The 26,191-nt window shown below is 71.7% G+C and carries 30 protein-coding genes and 1 riboswitch; of the genes, 18 read left to right on the forward strand and 12 right to left on the reverse strand.

Annotated features, from left to right (window positions below; all coding sequences use genetic code 11):
• Positions 1–133: 133 nt before the first annotated feature.
• Positions 134–2,698: an ABC transporter permease gene (locus tag IEY91_RS08845; RefSeq protein ID WP_189173533.1), complete on the reverse strand. Its 2,565-nt coding sequence runs from the start codon at positions 2,696–2,698 to the stop codon at positions 134–136.
• 10 nt (positions 2,699–2,708) lie between these two features.
• The gene (locus IEY91_RS08850; protein WP_229696813.1) at positions 2,709–3,638 is read right to left on the reverse strand and encodes an ABC transporter ATP-binding protein; all 930 of its coding nucleotides are present in this window, start codon (positions 3,636–3,638) and stop codon (positions 2,709–2,711) included.
• 211 nt (positions 3,639–3,849) lie between these two features.
• On the opposite strand from IEY91_RS08850, the gene IEY91_RS08855 reads away from it, so the two are divergent.
• The 3 genes from IEY91_RS08855 to IEY91_RS08865 all read left to right on the forward strand — a co-directional run bounded on the left by IEY91_RS08855 (position 3,850) and on the right by IEY91_RS08865 (position 4,959).
• Positions 3,850–4,077 carry a hypothetical protein gene (locus IEY91_RS08855; RefSeq protein WP_016643343.1) on the forward strand — a complete coding sequence of 76 codons (228 nt, stop codon included), beginning with the start codon at positions 3,850–3,852 and terminating at the stop codon, positions 4,075–4,077.
• A 36-nt stretch (positions 4,078–4,113) separates the two neighbouring features.
• On the forward strand, positions 4,114–4,452 hold the full coding sequence (locus IEY91_RS08860) for a fic family toxin-antitoxin system, toxin component (RefSeq protein WP_164328726.1): 339 nt from the start codon (positions 4,114–4,116) through the stop codon (positions 4,450–4,452).
• Positions 4,453–4,596: 144 nt separating this feature from the next.
• Positions 4,597–4,959 carry a VOC family protein gene (locus IEY91_RS08865; protein ID WP_229696814.1) on the forward strand — a complete coding sequence of 121 codons (363 nt, stop codon included), beginning with the start codon at positions 4,597–4,599 and terminating at the stop codon, positions 4,957–4,959.
• A 15-nt stretch (positions 4,960–4,974) separates the two neighbouring features.
• Here the strand turns inward: IEY91_RS08865 and IEY91_RS08870 are convergent, their stop codons facing one another.
• From IEY91_RS08870 to bioB, 4 genes are read right to left on the reverse strand one after another with little or no spacing between them, the layout of a single operon-like run.
• Positions 4,975–5,646, reverse strand: coding sequence for a class I SAM-dependent methyltransferase (locus IEY91_RS08870; RefSeq protein ID WP_189173535.1), 672 nt, complete (start codon positions 5,644–5,646; stop codon positions 4,975–4,977).
• A gap of 51 nt (positions 5,647–5,697) precedes the next feature.
• Positions 5,698–6,402, reverse strand: coding sequence for a dethiobiotin synthase (gene bioD, locus IEY91_RS08875; RefSeq protein ID WP_189173536.1), 705 nt, complete (start codon positions 6,400–6,402; stop codon positions 5,698–5,700).
• Positions 6,399–7,742, reverse strand: coding sequence for an adenosylmethionine--8-amino-7-oxononanoate transaminase (locus IEY91_RS08880; RefSeq protein ID WP_189173537.1), 1,344 nt, complete (start codon positions 7,740–7,742; stop codon positions 6,399–6,401). Before IEY91_RS08880 ends, bioD begins: the two co-directional genes overlap by 4 nt.
• Positions 7,735–8,907 (reverse strand): biotin synthase BioB, encoded by a 1,173-nt coding sequence (gene bioB, locus IEY91_RS08885; protein WP_189173538.1) that lies wholly within the window; start codon positions 8,905–8,907, stop codon positions 7,735–7,737. The genes IEY91_RS08880 and bioB overlap by 8 nt, the downstream gene beginning before the upstream one ends.
• 197 nt (positions 8,908–9,104) lie before the next feature.
• Here bioB and IEY91_RS08890 point away from each other — a divergent pair, with 197 nt between their 5' ends.
• Entirely contained in the window at positions 9,105–10,241 is a 1,137-nt protein-coding gene (locus tag IEY91_RS08890) for an 8-amino-7-oxononanoate synthase (RefSeq protein WP_189173539.1), read from the forward strand.
• Between the two features lie 57 nt (positions 10,242–10,298).
• Here the strand turns inward: IEY91_RS08890 and IEY91_RS08895 are convergent, their stop codons facing one another.
• A complete protein-coding gene (locus tag IEY91_RS08895) occupies positions 10,299–10,523 on the reverse strand; it encodes a DUF397 domain-containing protein (protein WP_164326649.1) in 225 nt (74 codons plus the stop codon).
• Between the two features lie 9 nt (positions 10,524–10,532).
• Positions 10,533–11,393 carry a helix-turn-helix domain-containing protein gene (locus tag IEY91_RS08900; protein WP_164326650.1) on the reverse strand — a complete coding sequence of 287 codons (861 nt, stop codon included), beginning with the start codon at positions 11,391–11,393 and terminating at the stop codon, positions 10,533–10,535.
• Positions 11,394–11,655: 262 nt separating this feature from the next.
• On the opposite strand from IEY91_RS08900, the gene IEY91_RS08905 reads away from it, so the two are divergent.
• Positions 11,656–12,087 carry an ATP-binding protein gene (locus tag IEY91_RS08905; RefSeq protein ID WP_164326651.1) on the forward strand — a complete coding sequence of 144 codons (432 nt, stop codon included), beginning with the start codon at positions 11,656–11,658 and terminating at the stop codon, positions 12,085–12,087.
• Positions 12,088–12,221: 134 nt separating this feature from the next.
• On the opposite strand, the gene IEY91_RS08910 is transcribed toward IEY91_RS08905, so the two are convergent.
• From IEY91_RS08910 to IEY91_RS08925, 4 genes are all read right to left on the reverse strand, one after another.
• On the reverse strand, positions 12,222–12,764 hold the full coding sequence (locus IEY91_RS08910; RefSeq protein ID WP_164326652.1) for a DUF6328 family protein: 543 nt from the start codon (positions 12,762–12,764) through the stop codon (positions 12,222–12,224).
• 163 nt (positions 12,765–12,927) lie between these two features.
• Positions 12,928–13,401, reverse strand: coding sequence for a C40 family peptidase (locus IEY91_RS08915; protein ID WP_189173540.1), 474 nt, complete (start codon positions 13,399–13,401; stop codon positions 12,928–12,930).
• Between the two features lie 3 nt (positions 13,402–13,404).
• A riboswitch (cyclic di-AMP (ydaO/yuaA leader) is annotated at positions 13,405–13,569 on the reverse strand.
• A gap of 460 nt (positions 13,570–14,029) precedes the next feature.
• Positions 14,030–14,359, reverse strand: coding sequence for a hypothetical protein (locus IEY91_RS08920; protein ID WP_189173541.1), 330 nt, complete (start codon positions 14,357–14,359; stop codon positions 14,030–14,032).
• Positions 14,360–14,366: 7 nt separating this feature from the next.
• The gene (locus tag IEY91_RS08925; protein WP_164326655.1) at positions 14,367–14,996 is read right to left on the reverse strand and encodes an ATP-dependent Clp protease proteolytic subunit; all 630 of its coding nucleotides are present in this window, start codon (positions 14,994–14,996) and stop codon (positions 14,367–14,369) included.
• A gap of 121 nt (positions 14,997–15,117) precedes the next feature.
• Between IEY91_RS08925 and IEY91_RS08930 the strand changes: the two genes are divergently transcribed.
• The 13 genes from IEY91_RS08930 (at position 15,118) to IEY91_RS08990 (ending at position 26,071) form a co-directional block, all read left to right on the forward strand.
• Entirely contained in the window at positions 15,118–15,432 is a 315-nt protein-coding gene (locus tag IEY91_RS08930) for a type II toxin-antitoxin system Phd/YefM family antitoxin (RefSeq protein WP_189173542.1), read from the forward strand.
• A gap of 278 nt (positions 15,433–15,710) precedes the next feature.
• Positions 15,711–16,013: an urease subunit gamma gene (locus IEY91_RS08935; RefSeq protein ID WP_189173543.1), complete on the forward strand. Its 303-nt coding sequence runs from the start codon at positions 15,711–15,713 to the stop codon at positions 16,011–16,013.
• Between the two features lie 16 nt (positions 16,014–16,029).
• A complete protein-coding gene (locus IEY91_RS08940) occupies positions 16,030–16,347 on the forward strand; it encodes an urease subunit beta (RefSeq protein ID WP_164326658.1) in 318 nt (105 codons plus the stop codon).
• On the forward strand, positions 16,340–18,061 hold the full coding sequence (locus IEY91_RS08945; protein WP_164326659.1) for an urease subunit alpha: 1,722 nt from the start codon (positions 16,340–16,342) through the stop codon (positions 18,059–18,061). The genes IEY91_RS08940 and IEY91_RS08945 overlap by 8 nt, the downstream gene beginning before the upstream one ends.
• 14 nt (positions 18,062–18,075) lie before the next feature.
• Positions 18,076–18,750 carry an urease accessory protein UreF gene (locus IEY91_RS08950; protein ID WP_189173544.1) on the forward strand — a complete coding sequence of 225 codons (675 nt, stop codon included), beginning with the start codon at positions 18,076–18,078 and terminating at the stop codon, positions 18,748–18,750.
• A gap of 292 nt (positions 18,751–19,042) precedes the next feature.
• Entirely contained in the window at positions 19,043–19,765 is a 723-nt protein-coding gene (ureG, locus tag IEY91_RS08955) for an urease accessory protein UreG (RefSeq protein WP_189173545.1), read from the forward strand.
• Positions 19,711–20,553 carry an urease accessory protein UreD gene (locus tag IEY91_RS08960; RefSeq protein ID WP_189173546.1) on the forward strand — a complete coding sequence of 281 codons (843 nt, stop codon included), beginning with the start codon at positions 19,711–19,713 and terminating at the stop codon, positions 20,551–20,553. The genes ureG and IEY91_RS08960 overlap by 55 nt, the downstream gene beginning before the upstream one ends.
• Positions 20,554–20,894: 341 nt before the next feature.
• On the forward strand, positions 20,895–22,115 hold the full coding sequence (locus IEY91_RS08965) for a ferredoxin reductase (protein ID WP_189173547.1): 1,221 nt from the start codon (positions 20,895–20,897) through the stop codon (positions 22,113–22,115).
• Between the two features lie 76 nt (positions 22,116–22,191).
• Positions 22,192–23,250, forward strand: a complete 1,059-nt coding sequence (locus IEY91_RS08970) for a fatty acid desaturase family protein (protein WP_189173845.1) — start codon at positions 22,192–22,194, stop codon at positions 23,248–23,250.
• Positions 23,251–23,446: 196 nt separating this feature from the next.
• The gene (locus IEY91_RS42480) at positions 23,447–23,800 is read left to right on the forward strand and encodes a hypothetical protein (RefSeq protein WP_189173548.1); all 354 of its coding nucleotides are present in this window, start codon (positions 23,447–23,449) and stop codon (positions 23,798–23,800) included.
• A 120-nt stretch (positions 23,801–23,920) separates the two neighbouring features.
• Positions 23,921–24,952, forward strand: a complete 1,032-nt coding sequence (locus IEY91_RS08980) for an acyl-CoA desaturase (RefSeq protein WP_229696871.1) — start codon at positions 23,921–23,923, stop codon at positions 24,950–24,952.
• 74 nt (positions 24,953–25,026) lie between these two features.
• Complete coding sequence (locus IEY91_RS08985) at positions 25,027–25,470, forward strand: DUF5994 family protein (protein WP_189173549.1); 444 nt, start codon at positions 25,027–25,029, stop codon at positions 25,468–25,470.
• Positions 25,471–25,561: 91 nt separating this feature from the next.
• Positions 25,562–26,071: a DUF5994 family protein gene (locus IEY91_RS08990; protein ID WP_189173550.1), complete on the forward strand. Its 510-nt coding sequence runs from the start codon at positions 25,562–25,564 to the stop codon at positions 26,069–26,071.
• Positions 26,072–26,191: the final 120 nt, after the last annotated feature.

The raw sequence follows: 26,191 nt of genomic DNA on the forward strand, positions 1-26,191 counted from the left end.
CCCATCACCGCGTGCCGCCCGGCTGTCCGGAATTCCAGAATCCGGACGGCATTCCAGGATCCGGACGGCGGCGGTACGCGGCCGACAGCGGTGCACGGGGCCGGGCAGGGGCGCCGGGCGGCCAATAAACGCGTCACTCGTGCGCGATCGCCTCCAGCACGTTCATGCGGGACGCCCGCAGCGCCGGAAGCAGCGCCGCCACGATGCCCACCACCACCGACCCGATCACGACCGCCACGAGCGTCGACCACGGCACCGCGAACGCCTTCAGCCCCTGCAGCTCCAGGACCTGCTGCATCGACACGCCCCACACCAGACCGAGCGCGAGCCCGAGCACCGCGCCGAACACCGCGATCACCACGGACTCCAGCCGGATCATGCGCCGCAACTGCCGCCGCGCGAGCCCGATCGCGCGGAGCAGCCCGATCTCCCGGGTGCGCTCGACGACCGACAGGGCAAGGGTGTTGACGACGCCGAGCACGGCGATCACGATCGCGAGGCCGAGGAGCGCGTACACGAGGTAGAGCATCACGGCGATCTGTTCGCGGATCAGCTTCTTGTAGTCCGCCTGGTCGCGCACCTGCACCTGCGGATAGGGGTCGAGCGCGGTGTCGAGCCGGTCCCGCAGCGCCTCGGTGTCCGTGCCCGGCGAGGCGTTGACGTACACGGCGGAGTCCTGGCCGTCGGGCACGTACTTCTCCAGCGTGCCGAGCCCCATGAACAGCCCGCCCTCCATCCCGGGCCCCGCCGCGCCGTCGTTGTCGGTGAGCGCGGCCACCGTCAGCTCCGCCTTGCGCTCGCCGGGGAACTCCACGGGCAGCACCGAACCGACGCGTACGTCATGGTCCTTGGCGTAGTCCCGGTCCATCGCGAGACGTCCGGGCGCCAGCGCCTGAGCCGAATTCCCTTGTGCGTATGTCGTCTTCACGACCTCGTCGAGCTGCTTCCCGAAGCCGGCCGCCGTCGTCTCCGCAGTCCTGCCGTCCGGCATGCGCAGCTTCATGGGCGTGAAGCGGCTGCGTACGACGAGCCCCGCGCCGTCGGTATCCGTCACCTTCTTGGTGACCTCCGGCGGGAACGGCATGAACGCGTTGTTCTGTACGACGAAGTCGGCGCCCAGCGTCTTGTCGATCTGGTCGTCGAACGACTTGGTCATGGAGGCGCTGGCCACGGACAGGCCGCCGACCAGGGCGAGTCCCACCATGAGCGCGGCCGCCGTGGCGCCGGTGCGGCGCGGGTTGCGCAGCGCGTTGCGCTGGCTCATGCGGCCCACGGAACCGAACAGGGCGGGGAAGGCGCCGCCGAGCACCCGGATCACCGGCCGCACGAGCAGCGGTCCCGCGACGACGGTGGCGATGAGGCTGAGGACGACACCGAGCCCGAGCAGCGAGGCCGCCGTGGCGGTGTCGGAGGAGGTCGCGCACCCGACGAGCGCCGCAGCGCCGGCCACCGCCACGACCGACCCCACGAGGGCCCGCATCCGCAACGGCCGCCCCACGCCCGCGATCTCGGCGTCCGCGAGCGCGGCCATCGGCGAGACCTGCGCGGCCCGGCGCGCCGGCAGATACGCCGCGACGAAGGTGACGCCCACCCCGACGACGTACGAGGCGAACGGCGTCGGCCAGCCGATCACCATCTCCGTGGACTTCAGGTTCATGCCGAACAGGCCCATCAGCTCGATGAGTCCGGCGGCGAGCCCGATCCCGGCCGCGAGGCCGAGGGTGGAGCCGACCACGCCGAGCAGCACCGCCTCGATCAGCACGGAGCGGCGCACCTGCTTGCGGTCGGCGCCGAGCGCGCGAAGCAGGCCCAGCTCGCGGGTGCGCTGCGCGATGAGCATCGAGAAGGTGTTGACGATCAGGAAGATGCCGACGAGGACGGCGACACCGGCGAAGCCGAGCATCACGTACTTGATGACATCCAGGAATCCGCCCAGCTCGGAGGCGGCGGACTCGGCCTCCTCTTCGGCGGTCTTGAGGTCGTAGGCGGTGCCCAGTTCGGCGGCGACGTGCCGCTTGAGGTCGACGTCGCTGACGCCGGGGGCCGCGTCGACGGCGATGGAGGTCGCCGCGTCCTTGTCGCCGAGGAGCTTGGTCTGCGCGGTCGGGGTGTCCAGGAAGACGAGCGCGGCACCGGGGTTGGTGGTCGTGAACGTGGCGATGCCGACGATCCGCACCTTGAACGAGCCCGGCGCGGCGAGGACGGAGAGCGTGTCCCCGATCTCCACGTCCTTCTTGTCGGCGGTGTCCGCGTCGATCAGGGCCTCGCCGGGACCGCTCGGCGTACGGCCCGAGGTGAGCTCCACGGGACTGCGGTCGCTCTTGTACCAGTTGAGGGCGATGGTGGGCGCGCCGGTGGTCGAGCCGACCGGGTCGTTGTCGCGGTCGACGACCGTGATGTTCTCCACGGACGCGTCGACGTGGGTGGCCGCGACGCCGTCGACCTTCGCGACCCGCTTGGCCACCTCCGCGGGGAGCGTCGGGGTGCGCCCGGTCGGCACGCTCTCGTCGAGGTCGTCCTTGGGCGCGACGGTGACGTCGGCGGAGGTGGAGGCGAACAGCCGGTCGAAGGTGCGCGTGACCGTGTCCGAGAAGATCAGGCTGCCCGCGACGAACGCCACCGAGAGGATCACGGCGAGCGCGGAGAGGGCGAGCCTGCCCTTGTGCGCGAGGAAGCTGCGGAGTGTGGCCTTGAGCACGGGAGTCGCCTCAGTCCTGGGGGGACGGGTCGTCGGGAGCGGGCTTGGTGAGGGTCGGCGCCGGGCCGGGCGGCGCACCGGAGGCCCCGGGCCCGTCGCCCGCGTCCGGTGCCACTCCGTCGGCAGGGTCCGGTGCCACCCCGTCGGCCGCGTTCGACGCGACCCCGTGCAGTACGTCGAAACGCTTCATCCGCTCCAGGACACCCTCCGCCGTAGGCCGCGGCATCTCGTCCACGATCCGGCCGTCGGCGAGGAAGAGCACCAGGTCGGAGTGGGCGGCGGCGCCCGGGTCGTGCGTCACCATCACCACCGTCTGGCCCAGCGTGTCCACCGCCTCGCGCAGGAACCCGAGCACTTCGAGCCCGGCCCGCGAGTCGAGGTTGCCGGTCGGCTCGTCGGCGAAGATCAGCTCCGGCCGTGAGGCCAGCGCACGCGCGCACGCCACGCGCTGCTGCTGGCCGCCGGACAACTGGGCGGGCCGGTGGCTGAGGCGGTCGCGCAGGCCGAGGGTGTCGATGACGTGTTCCAGCCACTCGGCGTCGGGGCGCTGGCCCGCGATGTCCATGGGCAGCGTGATGTTCTCGCGCGCGTTGAGCGTCGGGATGAGGTTGAAGGACTGGAACATGAAGCCCACCCGGTCCCGCCGCAGCCGCGTCAGCTCCCGGTCCTTGAGCCCGGTGATCTCCGTCCCGCCCAGCCACACCTGGCCCGCCGAGACCGAGTCGAGCCCGGCCAGGGTGTGCATCAGCGTGGACTTGCCGGAACCCGAGGGACCCATCACGGCGGTGAACCGCTGCCGCGCGATGTCCACGTCGACCGAGTCCAGGGCGATCACGGCCGTCTCGCCGGAGCCGTAGGCCTTGGTCAGGCCGCGTGCGCGGGCGGCGACGCCCGGCGGCTCGGCGTGCTCCGTGTTCGGCGTAGAAGCAGGTGTGGACAAGGCCGCCTCCCCGGTTGTGGCCGTCCCGACTCGCGTATGCCAGCAGAGAGTAGAGGCTCGGACCGGGTGGCTGGTATCCCTCGCAGGTCGGTCCCTGAGGCGCGTGTAAGGGGCACCCGGCCGGGGCTGCCGGGGCCGGGGCCGGACACCGGGCCTCCCGGCTCTCCCGGCCCTCTTGTCGGTGCTAGCGGATCGGCGCTAGCTTGTGGGCATGGCGAAGACTCAGTTGAACGTGCGGGTGGACGAGGACACCGCCCGGGCCGCGCGGGAACGCGCCCTGGCCCGCGGCATGAGTGTGAACCGCTACATCGAAGAACTCGTCAAGCAGGACGCGGGCGAGCTCGGCCACACCTTCGTGGAGGCCGCCGCCGACTTCATGAAGCAGTACGAGTCGGTCTTCGCCGAGGAGTTCGGCGCGGAGCGCGAGGGTCGTCGCTGACCCTTGAACCTCAGAATCGACCTCGCCTGGCTCCTCATGGTCGCCGAGCACAAGACGCCGGGAGACCCTCAAGTCACCGACTGGGGCGCCCTGGTGGCCGCCGTGGCCCGCCACGAGGCGGAGATCTTCGGCGTGCCCGTCTACGAAGGCCCGCACGACCGCGCCGCCGCCCTGCTCCAGCTCCTGCTGCACCTGCCCGCCCTCGAACGCTCGAACGCGCTCTTCGCCTCCTCGGTCGCGTACGCCTATCTCGTCGCCAGCGGCGTGAAGGTGGTGACCTCGCCCGAGCAGGTGCGGGATCTGGCGCGGCTGGTCAAGGAGGACGGGGCGAGCGTCCACGACATAGCGCGTGAGCTGCGGCAGTGGAGCCTGTGACGGATCGGTCCCGTGAGCCGGCCCGTGCGGGGCGGTTGCGGTCCGGCGACCGGCGCGGTATTCCTCGGTGAGGGGCCGATGAGTTGGGGGCCGCCCGCCGGTCAGCACCAGGAAACCGGCCGCGACCACAAGGAGGACGGCGTCATGCCCGCCACCATCCAGCCGATGCTGATCACCCCCGATCTGGACCGTCTCGTCACCTTCTACCAGCAGCTCCTCGGCGCCGAGGAGACGGCCCGGGTGCCCGAGGAGGGACCCACGTTCTTCGTCGACCTGCGCATCAAGGACTCGGACCTCGCCATCGTCGCCGACAAGAGCGTCCAGCTGGGCACACCCCAGCGCTCGCTCCTGAGCGTGACGGTGGACGCCGTGGACGAACTGCTCTCCCGCGTCGAGGCCCTCGGCGGCACGGTGCTCGGCCCGGCCAACGACATGCCCTGGGGGCAGCGGGTCGCCCACATCCAGGACCCGGACGGCAACGCGGTCAATCTCGCGCAGCCGATCTGAGGCCGCAGGCCTTGTTCAGGCGCCCGTCCCGGGCCCGGTGTCGTCCGCCGGCGGGCGCCTCGCCGAGCCCAGGACGCAGTACGACATGGGCAGGCGCGGCCCTCTCTCGGGGATCAGGAACCGCCGGTAGGGGCCCAGCTCGAACCCGGCGGCGCGCAGCGCGCCCACCGTGTCCCTGCTGACGTGGCAGCCGCCGAACAGCGGCGGCCACACCGTGCGGTCCAGGGCGCGCTGGACCGCCACCATCGCGCCGCCCGGAGCCCGGCCGTGCTCGAAGAACCGCAGCTCACCGCCCGGCCGCAGCACCCGCCGCAGCTCCGCCAGCGCCCTGGGCACGTTCCGTACGCTGCACAGCACCAGCGACGCCACCGCGAAGTCGAACGCCTCGCTCTTCACCGGCAGGGCCTCCGCCGCCCCCGGCACCACGTCCACCGGGACGTCCGCGCGCATCGCCGCCGTCACGGCCAGTCTGCGCAGCACTCGCTCCGGCTCGATCGCCACCACCTCGGCGACCGTGCCCGGGTAGTGCGCGAAGTTCAGTCCGTTGCCCGCGCCCACCTCGATCACCCGGCCCGTGACGCCCCGCAGGAGTTCCTTGCGGTGCGGGGCGATCACGGGCTCCGCCGCGACGCTTTGGCGGGCGTAGAAGCGGGCGAAGAGGGGGTGGTGGATCGGGTCGCGGGGCATGGGGGGTATTTCCCCAGTCCCGCCCCTTCCCGAAACTGAGGGCCGGACGGGCTACGTGGTTGCTCCCAGTGTCCATCCGCCGCCCAGCTCCGGGGCGAGCCACTCTCCCGCCCCCGCCCGGAACTCCTCCGGCCCCAGTCGCCCCGCCCCCTCGGGCAGCGCCCCCAGCAGCGGGGCCCCCGCCTCGGCGGCCAGTTCTGTCAGGTTGCAGCGGGAGGCCAGGTCCGGGGTGTGGGGCCAGGCGCCGATGACGATGCCCCGGGTGGTGAGGCCGCGGGCTCGTAGGGCCTCGCCGGTGAGGGTCGTCATGTTGAGGGTGCCCAGGCCGGCGGTGGTGACCACGAGGACGGGCGCGTTCAGGAGGCGGGCCGCGTCCGCGAGGGTCCGCCTCTGCTCGTCGAAGCGGACGAGCAGGCCGCCCGCCCCCTCCACCAGGACCAGGTCGTGCGAGGCCGCCAACTTCTCCGCGGCCTCGGCCACCTCGGCGGGCGTCACCGCGGGCAGCCCGGCCCGCCGCGCGGCCGTGGCCGGGGCCAACGGCTCGGGGTAGCGGGCGAGTTCGACCGCCGTCACCTGGTCACCCGCGAGCCGTACGACCTCGTCGGCGTCGCCCGGCTCCCCGGGACCCACGCCGGTCTGGGCGGGCTTGAGCACGGCGACGCTGCGTCCGGCGGCGACGGCCAGCGCCGCCACGGCCGCCGTCGTCATCGTCTTGCCGATCTCCGTCCCCGTACCGGACACCATGAGCACGCTCATGCCGACACCGCCCCGCGAGCCGAGGCCGTCGCCGCCGTGCTCGCCTCCGCCGCCGCGCACACCGCCCGGCCGATCCGCGCCACGTCGTCGTCACCCGTGATGAACGGCGGCATCGTGTAGATCAGGTCGCGGAACGGCCGCACCCACACGCCCTCGCGCACGGCGGCAGCCGTCGCCGCGGCCATGTCGACCTGGTGGTCCAGCTGCACGACCCCGAGCGCGCCGAGGACCCGTACGTCACGTACGCCGGGCAGCTCGGCCGCCGGAGCGAGCCCGGCCCGCAGTGCCGTCTCGACGCGCTTGACCTCCGTCCGCCAGTCCTGGCCGACGAGCAGGTCGATCGAGGCGTTGGCGACCGCCGCCGCCAGCGGGTTGCCCATGAACGTCGGCCCGTGCGCGAGCACCGGCACCTCGCCGCGGGCGATGCCCTGCGCGACCCGCGCGGTGCACAGCGTCGCCGCCATCGTCAGATATCCGCCGGTCAGGGACTTGCCCAGACACATCACGTCGGGCGTGACGCCCGCGTGCTCCGCAGCGAACAGCGCGCCCGTGCGCCCGAAGCCCGTCGCGATCTCGTCGAAGACGAGCAGCACGTCGTGCGCGTCGCACGCCTCGCGCAGCGCCCGCAGATAGCGGGGCGAGTGGAAGCGCATGCCGCCCGCGCCCTGCACCACCGGCTCGACGATCACGCCCGCCAGCTCGTGCGCGTGCTGTCCGACCATGTCGTGGAGGTGCTGCGCGTACGTGTCGTCGTACGCGTCGAAACCGGCCGGAGGCAGGTCCGCGAACACCTGCTGGGGGAGTACGCCCTGCCACAGGCTGTGCATGCCGCCGTCGGGGTCGCACACGGCCATCGGCTGCCAGGTGTCGCCGTGGTAGCCGCCGCGCCAGGTCAGCATCCGCCGCTTCTCGGGGCGGCCGACCGAGCGCCAGTGCTGGAGGCACATCTTGACGGCGACCTCGACGGACACCGAGCCGGAGTCGGAGAGGAACACGTGCTCCAGGCCGTCCGGCGTCAGGTCGACAAGTCGCTTCGCCAGGCGTACGGCGGGCTCGTGCGTGAGCCCGCCGAACATGACGTGGCTCATCTGCTCCAACTGGCCGCGCACCGCCTCGTTGAGGACGGGGTGGTTGTAGCCGTGGATGGCCGACCACCACGACGACATGCCGTCGACCAGCTCGCCGACGCCGCCGACGCGCAGCCGCACCCCGCTCGCCGACTCCACGACCAGCGGGTCCACGCGGCCGGGCATCGGGCCGTAGGGGTGCCAGACGTGGGCGCGGTCGAGGTCGAGGATCTCCTGGACGTCCGGGCCGGGGGTGGTATGTCCGTCACGCATTGGGCGCCAGATCCGTTCCCGCGCCCCGGCGGCGTACCGCCACCAGGTCCGTGCGCGCCTCGGGCACCTCGGCCTCGGCCGCGGGCACCTCCGCCTCCTTCGACCCGCACGCGGAGTTCGCAGACTCCTCCGAGCCGCAGACCGAACCGCAACCGCCGCCCCTGCGGTGCTCAGGCAGCGTCACCTGGTCCGTGGTCTCCACCTCGAACCCGGCGTCCGCGATCATCTCCAGGTCGGCCTTGCCGGCCTGGCCCTCACTGGTCAGGTAGTCGCCGAGGAAGATCGAGTTGGCGAGGTGCAGGGCGAGCGGCTGCAGCGTGCGCAGGTGCAGTTCGCGGCCGCCCGCGATGCGGACCTCGATGTCCGGGCAGACGAACCGGACCATGGCGAGGATCCGCAGGCAGCGCTGCGGGGTGAGGTTCCACTCCTTGGCGAGCGGGGTGCCCTCGAAGGGGATCAGGAAGTTCACCGGCACGGAGTCCGCGTCGAGCTGGCGCAGCGCGAAGACGACGTCGACCAGGTCCTTGTCCGTCTCGCCCATGCCCGAGATCAGGCCGGAGCAGGCGGAGAGCCCGGCCGCGTGCGCCTTCTGCACGGTGTCGACGCGGTCGGCGTACGTGTGCGTCTTGGTGATGTCGCCGTACGTCGCCTCGGACGTGTTGAGGTTGTGGTTGTACGCGTCCGCGCCCGCGCCGCGCAGCCGCTCGGCCTGGCCGTCGGAGAGCAGGCCGAGGCAGGCACAGACCTCGACGCCCTCGTTCTCTTCCTTGATGGTCTTGATGGTGTCGGAGACGCGGTCGACGTCCCGGTCCGTGGGCCCGCGGCCGCTCGCCACCAGGCACACCCGCTTGGCACCGCCGGCAAGCCCGGCCGCCGCGGCCTTCGACGCCTCGTCCGGCTTCAGCCACGTGTACTTGAGGATCCCCGTGTCGGCGCCGAGCCGCTGCGAGCAGTACGAGCAGTCCTCGGGGCACAGGCCCGACTTCAGGTTGACCAGATAGTTGAGTTTCACTCGACGGCCGAACCAGTGGCGCCGCACCTTTCCGGCCGCCGCCACCACATCGAGCAACTCGTCGTCGGAGGTCGCGAGCACGGCAAGCGCCTCGTCACGGGTCGGCAGTTCGCGCCGAAGCCCCTTGTCCACCAGCGTGTTGAGCAGATCCATGGCGCTGATCCTGACGTACGCCAGTCTTTCTGACCATGGAGACAGTGCACAACAGAACCATCGGGAGGTGTGGGTATTGCCACACCATGGCCCGGTGGTGCGGCGGCTAGGGTCTGTGCACTGTCTACAAACCCTGTGTCCGTACGCCCTGTGCCCGCATCGCGGCCGCGGCGGCCCACGACGTCCCGGAGGCCCTCATGGCGAGCTCGCCGTTCGACTGGATCGACGAGCAGGCACGACTGCGCGAGCGGGCGGGTCTGGTGCGTACGCTGCGCCCGCGCCCGGCCGAATCCGGTCTCCTCGATCTCGCGGGCAACGACTACCTGGGGCTCGCCCGGCACCCGGAGGTCACCGAAGGCGCGGCGGCCGCGGCCCACCGCTGGGGCGGCGGCGCGACCGGCTCGCGCCTGGTCAGCGGCTCCACCGAGCTGCACGCCGAACTGGAGCGCGAGCTGGCCGCGTTCTGCGGCTTCGAGTCGGCGCTCGTGCTGTCCTCCGGGTACGCGGCGAACCTCGCGGCGGTCACCGCACTCGCCCCGCACGGCTCGCTGATCGTCTCCGACGCGGGCAACCACGCCTCCCTCATCGACGGCTGCCGTCTCGCGCGCGGGACGACGCAGGTGGTGCCGCACACGGATCCGGACGCGGTACGCAAGGCGCTCGGCACCCATCAAGGCCCCGCGGTCGTCGTCACGGACTCGGTGTTCTCGGTCGACGGCGATGCCACGCCACTGCCCCAACTCGCCGATGTATGCCGGGAGTTCGGCGCCGGACTGCTCGTCGACGACGCCCACGGCCTCGGCGTGCTCGGCGAGGGCGGGCGCGGCGCCCTGCACGCGGCGGGGCTCGCGGGCGCTCCGGGTGCGGTGGCCACGGTCACGCTGTCGAAGTCCCTCGGCAGTCAGGGCGGCGCCGTGCTCGGCCCGGCCAAGGTCATCGACCACCTGGTCAACGCGGCCCGCACGCTCATCTTCGACACCGGTCTCGCCCCGGCCGCCGCCGGTGCGGCGCTCGCGGCCCTGCGCGTGCTGCGCCGCGAGCCGGAACGGGCCACGCGGGTGCGCGCGGTGGCGTCCGGGCTCCACGAACTCCTGACGGGGGAAGGGCTTTCGGCGGTACGTCCCGACGCCGCCGTCGTCTCGGTGCGCGCGCCTTCGCCGGAAGCGGCGGTGCGCTGGGCGGCCGACTGCCGAGGTGCGGGCCTCGCCGTCGGCTGTTTCCGCCCGCCGTCGGTACCCGACGGCATTTCACGGTTGCGGCTGACCGCACGTGCCGACCTCAGCGACGCACAGGTCGCCGACGCCGTCCGCGTGATCAGCCGCACCGCACCCTGACTCCTGAGATCTGGCACCTGAGACCTGGGTCCAGGGTCCGGCGCAGTCACCCGGGCATCACCGAAGGGCGTCGATGAAGCCCTCCCAGGCGGCAGGGGAGAAGAGCACGGCCGGGCCTGCCGTGGCCTTCGAGTCGCGCACGGCGAGCAGACCGGCGAGCGGTCCCGAGCCGAGCGATGCGGTTTCCACGCAGTTGTTCATTCCATTGCTGCGGCTGCTGCGCCGCCACCGCGCGTCCCTGAGAGACGTGCTGGAGGGAACGTACCGAGGCAGTGCAGTCATGGTGCCTCCTTACGCGCCGTCACCTAACCCGGCGATGAAATCCATTGAATCCTTAACGGAAAGCGCCTTTCCCTGAAGAGAGTTGAAAGCGTTGGTGTACGCCTTGAGGTCTTCTTTCCGTTCGAGGTAGAGGCTACTCGTCAAGTGGTCGAGAACAACCACATCCAGATCAGAAATGTTCGGAAAGGAGAGAATAACGAAAGATCCAATCAACCCGATGTGCTCTCCCGCCGCGAACGGCAGTACCTGGACCCGGACTTGGGGGAGCCGTGCCGCCTCCAGTAACCGCCGCATCTGCCCCGCGAGCACCTCGGGCCCGCCCACCTGGCGGCGGAGCACCGCCTCGTCGAGGATCACGCTCAGCCTGAGCGGCGGATTGTTGCGCAGCACGTCCTGACGGGCCAGGCGCACCTGGACCAGGGCCTCCACCTGCTCCTCCGGAAGCCCGCCGAGCGCGGCACGTGTCACCGCGCGGGCGTAGTCCGGGGTCTGCAGCAGGCCGGGGACGACGGTGGTCTCCAGGGTGCGCACCCGGCAGGCCTGTGACTCCAGGCTGATGAAATCGCGGTAGGCGGGCGGCAGCAGACCGCGGTAGGCGTGCCACCAGTGGTGCCGCCCGGTCTCGTCGTCGCCGCCCGCGAGCGCGACCAGGAGTTCCCGCAACTGCGGGTCCTCCACGTCGTACGCCTCCAGAAGGAGCCGCACGTCGGACGCGCGCACTCCGGAGCGTCCGGTCTCGATCCGGCTCACCTTCGACTGGTGCCAGCCGACGCGCGCGGCCGCCTCGCCACTGGTGAGTCCGGCGAGTCCGCGCAGCGCCCGCAACTCCGCGCCGAGTTTGCGGCGCCGCACCGCGGGACCGTACTGCATGTCCGTCTCCTTCCGGACGTCCGCGCCAACCGTACGGGACAGCGGGAGACTGTAGAGGAAGCGCCAGTCTTGCGCCCAAATACGGTCTGCCGTCGCAGAGTTCACCGCTTCGAGCGACAGATATATGCACATCTCGGTGGATCGCCGCGCGTCACCGGCCCAGGAGTGGCAGTCTGGCGCGAAGCACCAGTTCCGGGACTGTCCTCGAGTTCTTCCGCCACGAGTCGGAGTCCGGTCCCGGTGGGAAAGGGACAGCGTCGCCATGGCAGACCTCCAGGAAGCATCCGTCACTCTGCCGAGCGATCCTGTCTCGGTCTCCGCCGCCCGCAGGTACGTGGCCGACGTCCTCTCGGAGTGGGGTCTGCCGGCCGGTGCCGACGTCGGCGACACCGTGCGGCTCATCGTCTCCGAGCTCGCCACGAACGCCGTGCAGCACACCCTCGGCCAGTCGCCCACCTTCACCGTGGACGTCCAGCTCGACCGGGACGAGCAGCTGCGCATCGGCGTCACCGACAGCCACCCGCGCTACCCCAAGCGCCTGCCCGCCGCCGTCCAGCAGGACAACGGCCGCGGCATGGTCATCATCAGATGGCTCACCGCCGAGTGCGGCGGCAGGCTCTCGATCTGCCCCACGGCGGAGGGCGGCAAGACGGTGTGGATCACGTTGCCGTGGTCGGTGCCGGTGCAGAGTTGACGCGGGCGGCGGGGCGGGTTGACGGGGTCACCGTCTGCGGGCCGCGTCGTGGGGGTGCGTTGACGTGGCCGATGCGTGGGCGGGGCTGGTGCGTGAGCGGGGCTGGCGTCAGTGGGTCTTGGCGGAGCCGCTGTTCACGTGAGCCCGCTGCTGCCCTCGCCACCCTCGGCGTCGGCCGACCGCACCTCGCCCGATCGTTCCCCGGCCCGTGCGACCGCCCGCGGCAGCAGTCCCCACAGCCCGCCGCACACCAGCAGCGTGCCCGCGGCGGCGGCGATCGCGCCGGTCCGGCTCGCCGCGACGTCCACGACGAGCAGCACTGAACCGGTGAGCGCGAGGACCAGGACGCCGAGTCCGATCCCGGCGAGCCGCGACGACACCCGGACGATGAGCGGCTTGGCGCCCCGCTGGAACAGCCCCCGGTGCACCGCGGCGGGCGCGGTGAACAAGGCGGCCGCCAGGACGGCGAGCAGCAGCGTGGTGACGTACGTGGCGCGCTGCATCGTGTCGAGCGACGGGAAGCGGGGAGTGAACGCGAGCGTGAGCAGGAACGCGAAGAGGATCTGCACCCCGGTCTGAGTGACCCTCAGCTCCTGCAGGAGCTCGGTGAAGTTGCGGTCGGCGCGTTCGAGTGGGGTCTCGTTGCGGCCTGAGTCGGAGCGGCCTTGGTCGGACATGCAGTACGAGTAACCCGCGCCGGCGCGATCCACTCCTGGCGGGCACCCGTGCGGACGCGGGGCCTGTGCGGACGGGGCCTGTGGAGACAGGGCCTGTGCGGACAGGGCTTGTGCGGACGGCGGCTGCCGCCTCGCGGCCGTCGGCCGCCGTCCGCACGCCGGGCTAGCGGACCCGGCCGTACCAGACGCTGCTGGTCCAGATCTTCTCCAGACGGACCACCGTGCCCCGCTTCGGGGCGTGCCAGATCTTTCCCTTTCCGGCGTAGATGCCGACGTGGTAGACACTCCGGCCGGAGTGGAAGAACACCAGGTCACCGCGGGTGCGGTTGCCCTTGGAGATGTGGCGGGTCTTGTTGTACTGCTGTGCGGCGGTGCGCGGCAGCTTCTTGCCCACGCGCTTGTACGAGTAGAGCGTGAGGCCCGAGCAGTCGAACCGGTGCGGTCCCACCGCTCCGTAGCCGTACGGAGAGCCCTTCTTGGAAGCCGCGATCTTGAGCGCCTTCGTCCCGTGTGTGGCTGCCTCGGCCTCGGAGACGAGTCCGGGGGCCACGATGGTGCCGCCCACGGCGGCGAGCGTGAGTGCCGATGCGGTACCGGCCCTCGTCAGCAGCGACGGAACACGATTCAGCGCAGTCATGCGCAACCCTTCGTCAGCCGCCTGTGAAGGATGACCTGTCGGGTTCGGGCAGGCGAAGATGCCCGGTCGATTTACGACTTCACCCCAAGGGCCTCCCGGTCTCCCGGACGGCCCGCCATGCTGGGTCCTCCACTCCTGCCGATGCACAGATGTCGACCGGTCATCCGGGTGGCGGCAGGACTCGGCGTCCGCCCGGACCGCCCCGCCGCTTGTGGCGGGGGCTTGTCGTCGGAAGGGATCTTCACCCGAGAGTGGCGAAAAAACCGAGCCGAATCGGCAGTATGTGAGGCTCCTCACGGCTGACCCGTTCAGGTGGACAGCGCCCGAAAAGGACTCAGATCACACTCGGCGACGACTGTCCGAACAGCACCGGAACGTCCCGTTCCGCGTGGCACGTACGGGAGTTGCGCAACTCCAGAGGCTCGTGTGTACGAGCGATTCGTACACCGAAAGGGCTACCCCGTCTGGTCGTACTTCCGGCCACGCCGGACACCGCGCCCCTCACCTCCGCAGCCGTCCGCACCCTCAACGGACGGATGGCGCGGGCGCGCTGCGGCCGGGGCGCTCCTGGAGGCGATCGGCGCGACGGCGCACCCTCGGCGCGGCGCCGTGACGGCCGGAGGATCGTTCAGCCCGCGGTCGGTGGCGCGTCCTCGCCGACGGCGGGCGGCGGTACGGTCACGCGCGCGGCGCGCCGCTCGCCGTCCAGGACCCGCAGGGCCCGCGCCAACGTCTCCGTGTGGACTTCCGTTTCGCCCCGCTGGTGCATCAGGACCAGCGCGTCCCGCAGTTCCGTCGCCCTGCTGACCAGCGCCTGTGCGGCGCGCAGCCCGCCGTACGTGCGCTCGGCGCGCGCCGGATTGATCCTGCCGACGAGGTCCACCACCGCCAGATAGGCGTCGATCACCTCCCCCTCGGCGCGGGTGAGCGCGGGCAGCGGCGGCAGTTCGGGCAGCACCGGGGCCTCACCCGGCGTCCGTGCGCGAAGCCCTGCGGCTCGGCACGACCCGGTCCACAAGGCCGTACTCCACCGCGGCCGCGGCGTCCAGGACCATGTCGCGCTCGATGTCCGCCGTGACCCGCTCCGCGTCGCGCCCCGTGTGCCGTACGAGCATCTCCTCCAGGAGCGTACGGGTGCGCCGCAGTTCGTCGGCCTGGATGGCGAGATCGGTCGGCTGGCCCCGCAACTCCTCCGGGAGCGCCGGCTGCTGGAGCAGCACGCGCGCGCCGGGCAGGATCGACCGCTTCCCCGGCGTGCCCGCGGCGAGCAGCACCGCGGCGGCGGACGCGGCCTGGCCGAGGCAGACGGTCTCCACGTCACAGGTCGTGTAGCGCAGCGTGTCGTAGATCGCCGTGGCCGCGCTGAACGAGCCGCCCGGCGAGTTGATGTACAGCGAGATGTCCCGGTCCGGCGCGACGTACTCCAGGTGCAGGAGCTGCGCCATCACGTCGTTCGCGGAGACGTCGTCGACAGGAGTGCCGAGGAAGACGATCCGTTCCTCGAGGAGCTTGGAGTACGGATCCAGCGTGCGGAGCCCCGAGCTGGTGCGCTCGGTGAACTCCGGCAGGACGTGGCGGGCGAACGGCTGCTGCATGAGCGTGCCTCCCGATGTGTACGGCATGCGTGCGGGCGCATGGGCATGCCTGCGGGTGCCGTCGCCGGGCGACGGCCTCTGTAAAAAATGTACAGGACGTACATGACGTTATGATGGGGGTATGGCCTACGAGATTCCGGTGACGCAAGCCCGCGCAGAGCTCGCCGATCTGATCAACCGCGTTGTCTACGGCAACGAGCGTGTGGTCGTCACCCGCCACGGCAAGCCGCTCGTGGCCCTTGTGTCCGCCGATGACCTGCGGTTGCTCGAAGAGGCCGAGGGGATCGAGGCGGTCGACGGGATCGCGGAGGCCCCCGCTCCGGCGGACGAGCCGGTCATCAGCTCCGTCTCGCGGATCGGCTCCACGTCGTCCGGCGCGGGGGAGCGGCAGCGCTTCGGCATCGCGGCCGAGCACCGCGGGCCCCACATGACCTGAAGCCGTCGGATTGCCTGAAGGGTGCCGTGAGGCCCCGACGGGCATGCGCGACGCCTGATGGGTATGGGGAACCCCTGCCGCCGGTCATGACGAAGTCAAGGGCTGGTTAACCTCGCTGAAACTCCGTCCAACTAGCCTGCCCTGCCACGCCACCTGGGGATTTCGTACGCCAAGGTGTACACCGGCAGGTACTTCACTGCCCGCTACATCTATACCCGTCGCGGTGGCCGCGGCAGCCGGACCCCGCACGGTCCGGAGCGAGGACTGTGAGGTGGGACGTGCAACTGACCCCGCACGAGCAGGAAAGACTGCTCATCCATGTGGCCGCCGACGTGGCCGAGAAGCGCCGTGCCCGCGGCCTGCGCCTCAACCATCCCGAGGCGATCGCGCTCATCACGTCGCACATCCTCGAAGGGGCCCGCGACGGCCGCAGCGTCGCCGACCTGATGTCGTCGGGCCGCACGGTGCTCACGCGGGACGACGTCATGGAGGGCATCCCCGAGATGATCCACGACGTGCAGGTCGAGGCGACCTTCCCGGACGGTACCAAGCTCGTCACCGTCCACGAGCCGATCGTCTGACGGGGGTACGAGCCGTATGCAACCCGTCCCGGGCGAGATCTTCTTCGCGGACGAGCCCGTCGCCTTCAACGAGGGCCGCGCGACCACCCCGTTGACCGTCCTCAACGCAGCCGACCGCCCCGTCCAGGTCGGCTCCCACTACCACTTCGCCGAGGCCAACCCCGGCCTGGAGTTCGACCGCGCCGCCGCGCGCGGCCAGCGGCTGAACATCGCCGCGGGCACCGCCGTGCGCTTCGAGCCCGGCATTCCCGTCGAGGTCACGCTGGTCCCGCTCGCCGGCGCGCGCGTCGTACCCGGGCTGCGCGGCGAGACCGGAGGTGCCCTCGATGCCTGAGCTCTCCCGTGCCGCGTACGCCGACCTCTTCGGCCCCACGACCGGCGACCGGATCCGGCTCGCCGACACCGGCCTGCTCGTCGAGATCGAGGAGGACCGCTGCGGCGGCCCCGGACGCTCCGGCGACGAGGCGGTGTTCGGCGGCGGCAAGGTCATCCGTGAGTCGATGGGCCAGTCCCGGGCGACCCGCGCCGAGGGAACGCCCGACACCGTGATCACCGGCGCCGTCGTCATCGACCACTGGGGCGTGGTCAAGGCGGACGTCGGCATCCGCGACGGCCGCATCACCGGCATCGGCAAGGCCGGCAACCCGGACACGATGGACGGCGTACACCCCGACCTGGTCATCGGCCCGGAGACCGAAGTCATCGCGGGCAACGGCAAGATACTGACCGCGGGCGGCATCGACACCCACATCCACTTCATCTCGCCGACCATCGTCGACGAGGCACTGGCCTCCGGGGTCACCACGCTCATCGGCGGCGGCACCGGCCCCGCCGAGGGCAGCAAGGCCACCACCATCACCCCCGGCGCCTGGCACCTGGCCCGGATGTTCGCCGCCATGGAGAACGCCCCGGTCAACATCGGCTTCCTGGGCAAGGGCAACACCACATCGGCCGCGTCCATGCACGCCCAGCTCCGCGCGGGCGCCGTCAGCTTCAAGATCCACGAGGACTGGGGCGCGACTCCGGCGGTGATCGACGCCTGCCTGAACGTGTGCGAGGACACGGGCGCCCAACTCGCCGTCCACACCGACACGTTGAACGAGGCGGGCTTCGTCGACGCGACGTTCGCGGCCGTCGGCGGGCGCACGCTGCACGCCTTCCACGTGGAGGGCGCGGGCGGCGGCCACGCGCCGGACATGATCACGGCGGTCTCGCTGCCGAACATGCTCCCCAGCTCGACCAACCCGACCCGCCCGCACACCGTCAACACCGTCGAGGAGCACCTCGACATGCTGATGGTCTGTCACCACCTCAACCCGGCCGTGCCGGAGGACCTCGCCTTCGCCGAGTCCCGCATCCGCCCGACGACGATAGCGGCGGAGGACATCCTCCACGACCTGGGCGCCATCTCCATCATGTCCTCGGACTCGCAGGCGATGGGGCGCGTCGGCGAGGTCATCCTGCGGACCTGGCAGACGGCCCATGTGATGAAGCGGCGGCGCGGTTCGCTCCCGGGTGACACCAGGGCCGACAACCACCGAGCGCGTCGGTACGTAGCCAAGTACACGATCAACGCGGCGATCGCGCAGGGGATCGAGGGGGAGGTGGGCTCGGTCGAGAGCGGCAAGCTGGCCGACCTGGTCCTCTGGAACCCCGCGTTCTTCGGCGTGAAACCGCAGGTGGTGCTGAAGGGCGGGCAGATCGCGTACGCCCAGATGGGTGACGCCAACGCTTCCATCCCGACACCGCAACCGGTCCTGCCGCGCCCCATGTTCGGCGGGCACGGCAAGGCGCCCGCGCGCAATTCGCTGAACTTCGTGACGCAGTCCGCGCTGGACGACGATCTGCCTGAACGACTCGCATTGGATAGAGCGTTCGTTCCAATCAACTCGACCAGAGGCCGTACGAAGGCCGACATGCGCGAGAACGACGCCCTGCCGCGCGTCGAGGTCGCCCCCGACAGCTTCGCCGTACGCATCGACGGCGAACTCGTCGAACCCGCACCCGCCGCCGAACTGCCGCTGGCCCAGCGGTACTTCCTGTTCTGAGGCGGTGACCCGACATGTCACGAGCCGCACTGCTCGTCCTGGCCGACGGCCGCTTTCCCGCCGGGGGCCACGCGCACTCCGGCGGGGCCGAGGCGGCCGTGAAGGCGGGCCGGATCACCGGGGCGGCGTCCCTGGAGGACTTCTGCCGGGGCCGCCTGCACACGACCGGCACGGTGTCGGCCGCCCTGGCCGCAGCCGCCGCGCTCGGACTCGACCCCGTCGCCCTCGACGAGGCGGCGGACGCGCGCACGCCGTCGGCCGCGCTGCGGGTGGCTGCGCGCAGGCTGGGGCGACAGTTGCTGCGGGCCGCGCGGGTCGCGTGGCCCGCCCCCGAACTCGACGCGCTGGCACGCCAGTTCCCCAAAGGGGCCCACCAGCCCGTCGTCCTCGGCGTGGCGGCGCGGGCTGCCGGCCTCGACGCGGAGGACGCTGCGTACTGCTCCGCGTACGAGTCCGTCAGCGGCCCCGCCACCGCGGTGGTACGCCTCCTGAGCCTCGACCCGTTCGACGCGACGGCCGTTCTGGCCCGTCTCGCACCGCAGTTGGACGAGGTGGCGCGGGCCGCCGCGGAGTCCGCTCGGCGGGCGGTGGGGGAGGGGGTGGACGCGCTGCCCGCCGCGTCGGCGCCGCTGTTGGAGGTGGGGGCGGAGGGGCATGCGGGGTGGGCGGTGCGCTTGTTCGCGTCTTAGGCCGTGCCGGGGGCTCCGCCCCCGGACCCCCGTATCGGCCTGAACGGCCTAGTCCTCAAACTCCCCCAAGCTCTTAAGGAGCAGGGGGACCCCCTCGACGGGCCATTTCCCACCCGCCTTCCCTATTCAGCCCGTCCGGCGTTTGAGGACGAGCCGCGAAGCGGCGATGGCGGGGTCCAGGGGCGGCAGCCCCTGGTTACGGGGAAGGGGCGGGCCTGGGGCGCCACCCGCGAGGCCCCACCCACAACCGAACAACTCCCCACCACCACACCCCAAACAAAGGAACCAATCCATGCACCTCAACCACACCCACGAAAGCGACGGCGCAGCCGTAAGCGCGGACGCCCACCGCCCCGACGGCACCCGCCGAGCCCTCCGCATCGGCCTGGGCGGCCCAGTGGGCTCGGGCAAGACGGCAACAGTGGCAGCCCTCTGCCAGACCCTCCGCACCGAACTCTCCCTCGCAGTCGTGACCAACGACATCTACACCCGAGAGGACGCGGAGTTCCTCCTCCGCGAGGCAGTCCTGCCGCCCGAACGCATCACGGCGGTGGAGACAGGAGCCTGCCCCCACACCGCCATCCGAGACGACATCTCCGCGAACCTGGAGGCGGTGGAGGACCTGGAGGACGAGGTCGGCCCACTGGACCTCATCCTCGTGGAGTCCGGCGGCGACAACTTGACCGCAACCTTCTCGCGCGGCCTGGTAGACGCACAGATCTTCGTCATCGACGTGGCGGGAGGCGACGACATCCCCCGCAAGGGCGGCCCCGGCGTCACAACGGCGGACCTCCTCGTGGTGAACAAGACCGACCTGGCTCCGTACGTGGGCTCGGACCTGGCCCGCATGGCCGCCGACGCGAAGGCCCAGCGCGCGGAACTGCCGGTGGTGTTCCAGTCACTGCGCTCGGAGGAACACGTCACGCCGGTGGCGCGATGGGTACGTGAGCAGCACGCGACATGGACGAAGAAGCAGACCGCACCGGCATCGACCACAGCCGAACCGACACAGTGACCCACCACCCCCCGTCCCCCCGACCACCCCAAAGCCCCGCAGGCGTCCAAGCCCGAGCCCGCATCGCCGCCCGCCCGGACGCCCGAGGCCGCACAGCCCTGCCCGTCCTGCACGGCGAGGGCCCCCTGGCCCTGCGCCGCACCCGCACCACGGGCCCGGAGGCCCACGTCATGCTGGTGGGTGCGATGAGCGGCCCCCTGGGCGGGGACCACCTGACGGTGGAGGCGGAGGTGGCCGAGGGGGCGAGGCTGAGCGTCGGATCCGCCGCGGCGACGATCGCGCTGCCGGGACAGGACGGGGCACCGGCACGGTACGACGTGTCGCTCACCGTCGCCGACGGCGCGGAACTGCACTGGCTGCCGGAGCAACTGATCTCAGCGCGGGGAAGCGAACTCCGCGTCACGACACGGGCCGACATCGGGGCGGGCGGACGGCTGGTGCTACGCGAGGAACAGGTGCTCGGCCGCACCGGCGAGGCCCCGGGACTGCTGCACAGCAGACTGACGGTGCGCCGAGCCGGCCGAACACTCCTGGACCAGGAACTGTCGTGCGGCCCGGGCGCCCCGACGGGCTGGGACGGCCCCGCGGTCCTGGCAGGCCATCGAGCGGTGGGCCAACTCATCGTCGTACGCCCGGAGTTCGAACACGAAGGCCCAAAACCGGCGATGCTCGGCGACTCCGCAGCCCTGACCCCCCTGGCAGGCCCGGCGGCCCTGGTGACCGCCCTGGCCCCGGACGCCCTACGCCTGCGCCACATCCTCGACGACGCCTTGAACCGCCTGACGTAGCCCACCACGAAGACGACCGCTCCCGCAGGCCTGTCCCGGTCATCGCCGGATGTCCCGGAATCCGACGCCGGAGGACCGGGTTCCGGGACTGCATACACACCCCCGCGAGGCGCGTCGACTCGATCCGGCCAATCAGAACCGCACGCAGACCCGCGGGCCCTCGCCGTCGTGCCAGCCTGCGGCCCCCGCCGCCGTCGACTGCCGTCCTCCCCTGGGTGTCCTGCCAGGCCGTGGCGACGGCACTACTGGCGGGAACGCCTCCCGTCGCCCCTGTACCCGGCACCCCGACGTGGTTCGCTGGCGGAAGCCCGCCCTGGAGTCCCCCGGAAGGGCACGTACGCATGCCTGTCTTCGCGCCTCGTCCGCAGTCGCCGCCCTGGGGCCTCCCCGGCCGCTTCGGCACACGCCTCCTCTCAGCCCTGAGCACTCTGACGACCCCGCTGACCACACCCCTCACCCCGGACGACTTCCTCGGCCTCGTCGATCCGCTGCTCTCCGCACGGCACCCCGCGGGCGTGGTGACCGCCGTGCGGCCCGAGACCGCGGACGCCGCCACGCTGGTGATCCGGCCGGGCCGCGGGTGGTACGGCGGCCACCGGGCCGGTCAATACCTGCCGGTGGGCGTGGAGTTGGACGGCGTACGGCACTGGCGCACGTACTCCCTCACGTCCGCCGCGGGTGCACCGGACGGCGAGGTGACCATCACCGTCAAGGCGGACCCCCGCGGCAAGGTGTCACCGCACCTGGTACACCGCACGCCACCCGGCACCATCCTCCGACTCGGGCCCGCACAGGGGGAGTTCGTGTTCCCCGAGCCCGAAGCGACCCCCGACCGGCTCCTGTTCGTGACGGCGGGCAGTGGCATCACGCCTGTCATGGGGATGCTGCGTACGATCGTTCTCCGTCGCGACCGGCCGGCCCCCGACGTCGTACTGCTGCACAGCGCGCCCGCACCGGACGAGTGCCTGTTCCGTGCCGAACTGACCCACATGGCAGGCCAGTTGACGTGGCTGCGCCTCCACCTGCGATATACGCGCACCGCCGCCCGGATCACCGCCCGGGACATCGCCCTGCTCTGCCCGGACTGGCGCTCCCGCGAGACGTGGGCCTGCGGCCCTGAGGGTCTGCTCGCCGTACTGCGTGAGCACTGGGAGGCGGAGCGGCGGGGCGGAGAACGGCCTGACGGGCAACGATCCGACGGGCAACGGCCGGGCGGCACGGAGGGCCCGCGCGCAGGCAGCCTGCACGTGGAGCGCTTCCACCTCACCGCACCGACTGCTGCCCCACTCACCCTCGCCGACGACTCAGGCGGTCGGGTACGGTTCGCGCGCACCGGAGTCGAGGTCGCTTCACCCGCGTCCGTCCCCCTCCTGGTGACCGGCGAGCGCGCGGGCGTGCCCATGCCGTACGGGTGCCGCCGAGGCATCTGCTTCGGCTGCCTCGTGCCCCTGCTCCACGGACGCGTACGCGACCTGCGAACCGGCGAAGTGCACGATGCGCAAGGCGAGTTGATCCAGACCTGCGTCCAGGCCGCGGTCGGCACCCTCGTACTCGACCGCTGAGCGCGCGCCTCTCCGCCCGACCCCTCAAGGAGCATCCGTGACCTCAACCGTCACAGACCAGCCGCCCCCGAACCCGATGAAGGCGGCGCCTCCCCTCGAACCACCGCCCTGGACCGACGACTTCGGCGCCGAACTCGACCGCCTCCGCGCCGAGATCGTCGCCAGGCGCGGAGCCAGGGACGCCCGGTACATCCACACGGTGATCGCCGTCCAGCGCGGTCTGGAGGCGGGCGGCCGCATCGCCCTGGCCGTCTCCCTCCTGCCACCCGCCTGGCTCGCGGGCACCGCGATGCTCACCACCGCCAAGGTCCTGGAGAACATGGAGCTGGGCCACAACATCCTGCACGGCCAGTGGGACTGGATGGGCGACCCGGCCGTCCACTCCACGACCTGGGAGTGGGACTTCCTCACCCCCGCAGACGCGTGGAAACACACCCACAACCACCTGCACCACACGTACACGAACGTCGTGGGCCGCGACCGCGACCTCGGCTACACCGTCCTGCGCATGAGCCCCGAACAGCCCTGGCACCCGGCGTACCTCCTGCAACCGCTGTACGCAGCCCTGCTCGCGCCCGTCTTCGAATGGGGCATAGCCCTGTACGACCTGGAGGCGGACGCCGTGACCGCCGGCCGCAAGAGCGTACGGAGCCTGCTCGGCGAGATCGGGCGGCTGCTCCGCAAGGGGGCACGGCAGGCGGCCAAGGACTACGTCCTCTTCCCGCTCCTCGCGGGCCCTTCCGCGCTGCCCTGCCTCCTTGGCAACCTCACCGCGAACGCCCTGCGCAACGTCTGGGCGCACACGGTGATCTTCTGCGGTCACTTCCCCGGCGAGGTCAGGACGTTCACGGAGGCGGACATCGAGGGGGAGACCCGCGGCGCCTGGTACCTGCGGCAGATCCAGGGCTCGGCCGACTTCGAGGGCGGCCCGCTGCTCCACATCCTGTCCGGCAACCTGGGCCATCAGATCGAACACCACCTCTTCCCCGACCTCCCCAGCAACCGCTACGCCGAACTGGCCCCACGGGTGCGGGACCTCTGCGAGGAGCACGACGTCCCGTACGTCACCGGACCGCTGTGGCGGCAGTACGTGTCGATGTGGGGGCGCGTTGTGCGGCACGCGGTGCCCGGGTGAGCCGTGCGGTGTCGTGGGTTCGGCGGCCGCGGGCCACGGCCGTGCGGCGCGGATCGGCCCCATTCCGGCCACGCCGGAGTGCCGCAGGAGTACGGTGAAGGAAGCGAGGACCTTTCGTATACCGGCGTTCAGGCCGGTCTCGGCCTCGTGGCTCCACGACACCGGGTGCCGCGCGCTCGGAGGCAGGTTCCGCCTTATGACCGCCGAAACCCCTCCACTGCCCGAGCGCGCCGAGGTCCGCATCGTCACCACGTCCCCGGAAGCGGCACGGCGGGTCGCCGACGCGCTGCGCCGGTTCTTCGCCTGCGACGAAGGCCGCAGCTACCCGGCGGGCCCCGAGGGCACGCACACGCGCCTGCACCTGACCCTGGATCCCTCGTACCCCCTGGATCCCTCGTACCCCCTGGATCACTCGTACGTCACCGATCCCTCGTACGCCGCTGATCCTTCGTACGCCGCCGATCCCTCGTACAGCGCGCGCCCGCACCGGCCGTGGATCGAGACCAGCAGGCGGCCCACCGACCGTACGCATCCGCGCGAGGCGGTCTGACCGTCCCGTCTGCCGCGGTCCGCCACCCGGCAGTACACCACCCGTCGTCCGTACAGGGGCAGCCCGTGACCCCGGCCGCGCCACCCGCACCGAGGTCAAGGAGTCCCCATCGTGTCGTCCATGATGCGCAGTTCCCCCACGTCGGAGGCCGCGCGCCCCGCGGAGGTCGCGGCGCCGCCGAGCGTTGCCCAGCCGTCCCAGGGATATGACGGAGCGGGGCCGTTCCCCGTCGAAGCGGACGCCGACGCACCGGCCGCCCCACGCGGCATCAGTGATCGCCTGTACGTGACCGTCACCGCGGCGATCGTCGTCGCCCCGTTCCTGGGCCTCGGCCTGGCCGGCTGGCTGCTGTGGGGGAGTCTCATCCATCCCGCCGACGTCCTGCTGGCCCTCGCGTTGTACGTCGTCACCGGACTCGGCGTCACCGTCGGCTTCCATCGCGGACTCACGCACGGCGGCTACCGGGCCGTGCGTCCCGTGCGCGTCGCACTCGCCGTGGCCGGTTCGCTGAGCTTCCAGGGCGACGTCATCGGCTGGGTCGCCACGCACCGCCGCCACCATGCCTTCACCGACCGGCCCGGCGACCCGCACTCCCCGTACCGCTACGGCACGCATCTGCGCGGCCAGTTGCGCGGCCTCGCGCACGCGCACGTCGGCTGGCTCTTCCGCAACGAGCCCACGTCCGCCGGGCGTTACGCCCCCGACCTGCTCGCGGACCGCGACATCCGTGCCGTCTCGCGCGCCTTCCCTGCCCTGTGCGCCCTCACCCTCGCGCTGCCGTTCGCGGCCGGCTGGGCCATCGGCGGTACGTGGCAGCGTGCCCTGACTGCCTTGCTGTGGGCGGGACTTGTGCGTATCGCGCTGCTGCACCACGTGACGTGGAGCGTGAACTCGCTGTGCCACATGATCGGCAGGCGCCCCTTCCGTACCCGGCGGCACGACCGGGCCACCAACCTGTGGCCGCTGGCCCTGCTCTCCTTCGGCGAGAGCTGGCACAACCTCCACCACGCCGACCCCACCAGCGCCCGGCACGGCGTCGACCGCGGCCAGATCGATCCGTCCGCCGCGTTCATCCGTCTCCTCGAACGCGTCGGGTGGGTGTACGACGTGCGCTGGCCGACACCCGACCGGGTCACCGCCCGCCGTGCGTGAACGCGGCACCGCCGTACGTGAACCCGGTCGACCCGTCACCCCCACCCACCGCACGACAGTCCACAGGAGACGCCATGACCGCCGCACTGCAACCCTTGCTCCCCGCCCACTCCGCACACCCCGCCCACTCCGCGCAATCCGCCCACTCCGCACTCCCTCTGCTCCGCCTGCGTCTCGCGCCCGGTGGCGGCCTGCCACAGCACATCGACGGCGCTTGGTGGCCCCACTCGTACGACCTGCTCGCGGAACTCCCGCGGCTGCTCGCCGGACTGCCCAGGGCCTGGGGGCACATCAGCAGCGTCACGGTCAACGGGGCGACCTGGGCCACGACTCCGGGCCGGATGCTGGTCTTCAACCAGGTGGTGCGCCTGCGCAGGTCCACCGTCGCGTCCGCCCCGCACACGGTCTGCCTGCTCGCCCCGAACCGGGGCAGGTGGGACCTCCTCGTCGTACCGCCCGACACCCCGCGGAGCGCGGCCGAGCCGCTCATGGCCGCGGCGGTGGGAGACGACAGCTGACCGCCCTGCCCTGCCCGGGCCGGAGCGAGGAGTACCGTGAAATGAGGAAGATCCTCGAAATGAGGAAGATCCTCGCAGACAGGCGAACACGATGTCCGACTCCGACCCCCCACGCGCGGCGAAGCTGCTGCCGGACGCCATCCACACGGCCGTCAGGCCCGGCACCGCCCTCCTGCGCCTGGAGACGACACACGAGCGCCGGGGGATCCTCGACGGGGCGTGGTGGCCGCGTTCCCGCGACATCGACGCCGAGCTTCCCGGTCTGATCACCGCGCTTACCGAACACCTCGGGCCGGTCACGCGGGTGGGTCTGGACTCCGATGCCTGGGAGGAGGCCCCGGCCCGACTGGTCGTCGAGGGCCGTGTCGTGCACCTCGACTTCTCGCCGGTCGGTGACGACACCGTCCTCGTCACCCGGGGCGACCAGGACCACTTCTCCCTGCTCGTGGTCCCGCCGCACGCGACGCCCGACGCCGCCCGCGCCGCGATGGCGTCGGCCGTCCGCGCCGACAACCTCGCCGAGGCCGAACAGATCCTCATCGACACCGGCACCGACCGGACGCGTACGGGGGCGACGGAAGACCCGCGGCCGGACCACTAGCACCACGAGGCGTACGGGAACGTGGCCCCTACCCGGGGGGCCAGGGGAACGACGGGAGCACCACGGCCCGTTAGCCCCCTCCGAGGAGTACCCTCGAACTACCGAGGATATTTCGCGCAC

The sequence above is a fragment of the Streptomyces lasiicapitis genome, from assembly GCF_014646335.1.
Classification (GTDB): domain Bacteria; phylum Actinomycetota; class Actinomycetes; order Streptomycetales; family Streptomycetaceae; genus Streptomyces; species Streptomyces lasiicapitis.